General features: G+C 67.4%; 3 protein-coding genes. All 3 read left to right on the top strand.

The window, feature by feature from the left end; genetic code table 11:
* Window positions 1-317: 317 nt before the first annotated feature.
* A complete protein-coding gene (locus RM423_RS24420; protein WP_311425639.1) occupies window positions 318-746 on the top strand; it encodes a COG3415 family protein in 429 nt (142 codons plus the stop codon).
* On the top strand, window positions 743-1,078 hold the full coding sequence (locus tag RM423_RS24415) for a hypothetical protein (RefSeq protein WP_311425638.1): 336 nt from the start codon (window positions 743-745) through the stop codon (window positions 1,076-1,078). Before RM423_RS24420 ends, RM423_RS24415 begins: the two co-directional genes overlap by 4 nt.
* 54 nt (window positions 1,079-1,132) lie before the next feature.
* The coding region (locus RM423_RS24410) for a recombinase family protein (protein WP_311425637.1) at window positions 1,133-2,791 on the top strand (1,659 nt) is incomplete at its 3' end.

Here is a 2,791-nt window from a genome sequence, read left to right as displayed (position 1 = left end):
GAACACATGCGGAGCGCAAAGCTCGTCTTCCACGCCCGGGTGGTGATCGATGCTCATGGCTCGGGCATTCATCGCCTTCCGGGACCGCAGCCCACGCTTGGTGGACGCGTTCGCAAGCCCTTACGAAATGTCTAGTGATCTATTTCGGACTGTCAGGAATGTACGTCCCCAATTAATGCCATATCGCGAGTCAGGTTCGGAAACTCTTGTAATTAAAAGCGAATCTCAAAGATTTTCGAGAGCGAATGCGCGACACGGCCGACAATGCTAGACATCGCATTGAGAGTTCTTTACCGTCGGAGGCGGAGGTGACGCTGATGAGCAACAACACCCGCCGCCAGGCGCTGCAGACAGCCGGACTGGCCCATCCCCGCCCCGACGCCGTGACCGCGCCGCTGTTCTGCGCCGCGGACCCGTTCTTCTTCGCCGTGGACAAGGTCCAGGTGAAATACGAGATGCTGCGGGCTCATTTCGGCGACGGCGAGACGGTCACTGCGGCAGCTGGCATGCATGGCTACTCCCGCGCAGAGTTCTATCTGGTGGCCGCCGCGTTCGACCGGACCGGGATGACCGGCCTGCTCGACGAGCGGCGCGGCCGTAAGGGACCGACCAAACTCACCGAGGACGTGCACACTTTCCTGAACAGCCTCGGTTCCTGCTCGGCGAGCGAGGCCGCCGCAGCGGTGGCCGACCAGCTGGGCGTGGTGCTGCATCCCCGGACCATCCAGCGGGCCAGGCAGCGATGAGCCGATTCTGGCCGCCGACCGAAGTGCCGCAGCAGGACTATGAACGGCTGCGCTCGGCGGTGCTGGCCAGCGGCCGGCTACCCGACGAGCTGGCCGCCGCCCGCTTCGCTCGCCGCGGCCTGGCCGGCCTGATCATCTGGCCGGACGCCGAGCCGGTATTCAGCGCCCGAGTGCTGGGTGCCGCCCGAGCCGCGTGGACGCCCTACGCCGATCCGCGTGTCGCCGTGCTGGCCGCCACCTACCGGCTGCTGCTCGAGACCGCACAACCGGACATCGCACAGCCCGATCAGCCATACCCCGATTCCCGGATGGCCTCGGGACAGCAACGATAAACGCCGACAACGAGCCGGCACACGGTGAGCCGGCACGACCGCGAGGAGCATGTCATGAGAGTGGGCATCTACGCCCGGGTGTCGACTGACACCCAACAAGCGCGGGCAACAATCGGCTCGCAGCTGCAGACACTGCGAGACAGGATCGCCGCCGAGGGCGAGGAACTCATCGAGGAGTTCATCGACGACGGGTACTCCGGGGCCCGGCTGGACCGCCCCGGACTGGACCGGCTACGCGACGCCGCCGAAACGGGCGCCATCGACGCCATCTGGTGCCTGTCGCCGGATCGGCTGGCCCGCTCCTACGCCTACCAGATCCTGATCCTTGACGAGTTCGCCCGCTACCAGGTGCCGGTCCGCTTCGCCGACGCCCCACCCCTCGACGATCCACAAGGGCGGCTGCTGGTGCAGATCCAAGGCGTAATCGCCGAGCACGAACGGGCCAAGTTCGCCGAGCGCGGACGGCGCGGCAAGCTGTATCGTTCGCGCGCCGGAGAGGTCCTGGCCACCAAGGTCCCCTACGGCTACCGGCGCGTGCCCCGCGGCGCCGACGGCGCCGCGCATCTGATCATCCACGAACCCGAGGCGGCGGTCGTGCGCCGCATCTTCACCGACTTCCTGGCCGGCTCCAGCCTGCGCAACCTGGCCGTCGTGCTCTCCGCCGAAGGCATCGCCTCACCGGAAGGCAAGCCGGTGTGGCGGCTATCCACAATCTGCCGCCTGCTGCGTAACGAGGCCTACGCCGGTCGGCTGTATTGGAACCGAACCCAGACCAGCTACGACCCCGCAGTCGGCCGCACCCGAGCGAGGCTGCGGCCCCGCGAGGAGTGGATCGAGATCCCGATCCCGGCCATCATCGACGAGGCCACCCTCGAGGCCGTCGCGGCCACAGCCCGCGACAACAGCAGTTACAGCTCCCGGCGCACCGAGCCCGACACCTTCCTGCTGCGCAGGCTGCTGCGCTGCGACCACTGCCAGGTCAAGCTCACCTGCTACCGGGCCCGCCGCAACCACACCACGACCCGCTACTACCTATGCCCGCACCGCGACCCCTGGCGCGCCGGCGGAGCCGAGCGCCGCTGCCCCGAGCGGCGCGTGCGCGCCGATGAACTGGACACCTTCGTCTTCGACCAGGTACGCCAACTGCTCACCCACCCGGACCTGATCACCGCCGCAGAAGCAGCAGTCGCAGCGCACACCCCGGCTCCCGACGACCTACTCGCCACCCAACTGGCCCGCCTGCAACGCCGACTCCAGGGTGCGCACACCGAACGCGGGCGAGTCTCTGACCTCTACCAGGCCAGCGTGATCGACAACGCGGAGATGCAACGTCGCTGCCGCGAGATCGACGTCCGCGCTCGCCGCTTGGAGCAGGAACACCAAACCCTCATCACCCGCCAGAGCGAGCTCGCCGCCGACAACCGCCTGCACCACGGCATCGCCAACTTCGCCCACCGCGCGCTGCACGGCATCGACACCCTCGACTTCAACGGCCGCCAACAACTGCTGCGCCTCGTACTCGACGACGTCCGCGTTCAAGGCTGGAACGTCGAACTCCGCCTGCGCATCCCCCTCGATGACACCACACCCGCCGACGCCACCGCCGCCCCACAACGCACGCCCAAGCGCAGACGAGCCCCGTCCACCAGGACCAACCGGTCCGCCAAGGAGGCAGTGTCAAGCAATAACCATTTGCGTTCCATAGGTGAAGGC

Origin of the sequence: Jatrophihabitans lederbergiae, assembly GCF_031845305.1 — a bacterium.
In the GTDB taxonomy this organism is placed as follows: domain Bacteria; phylum Actinomycetota; class Actinomycetes; order Mycobacteriales; family Jatrophihabitantaceae; genus Jatrophihabitans_A; species Jatrophihabitans_A lederbergiae.
Note: the sequence above shows the minus strand (reverse complement) of the source record. Positions and strands in the feature narration are given on the sequence as shown.

Bases quoted from the DNA above. Each gene is read 5' to 3' on its own strand.
- RM423_RS24415 (WP_311425638.1), top strand. From the start codon at position 743: ATGAGCCGATTCTGGCCGCCGACCGAAGTGCCGCAGCAGGACTATGAA.
- RM423_RS24420 (WP_311425639.1), top strand. From the start codon at position 318: ATGAGCAACAACACCCGCCGCCAGGCGCTGCAGACAGCCGGACTGGCC.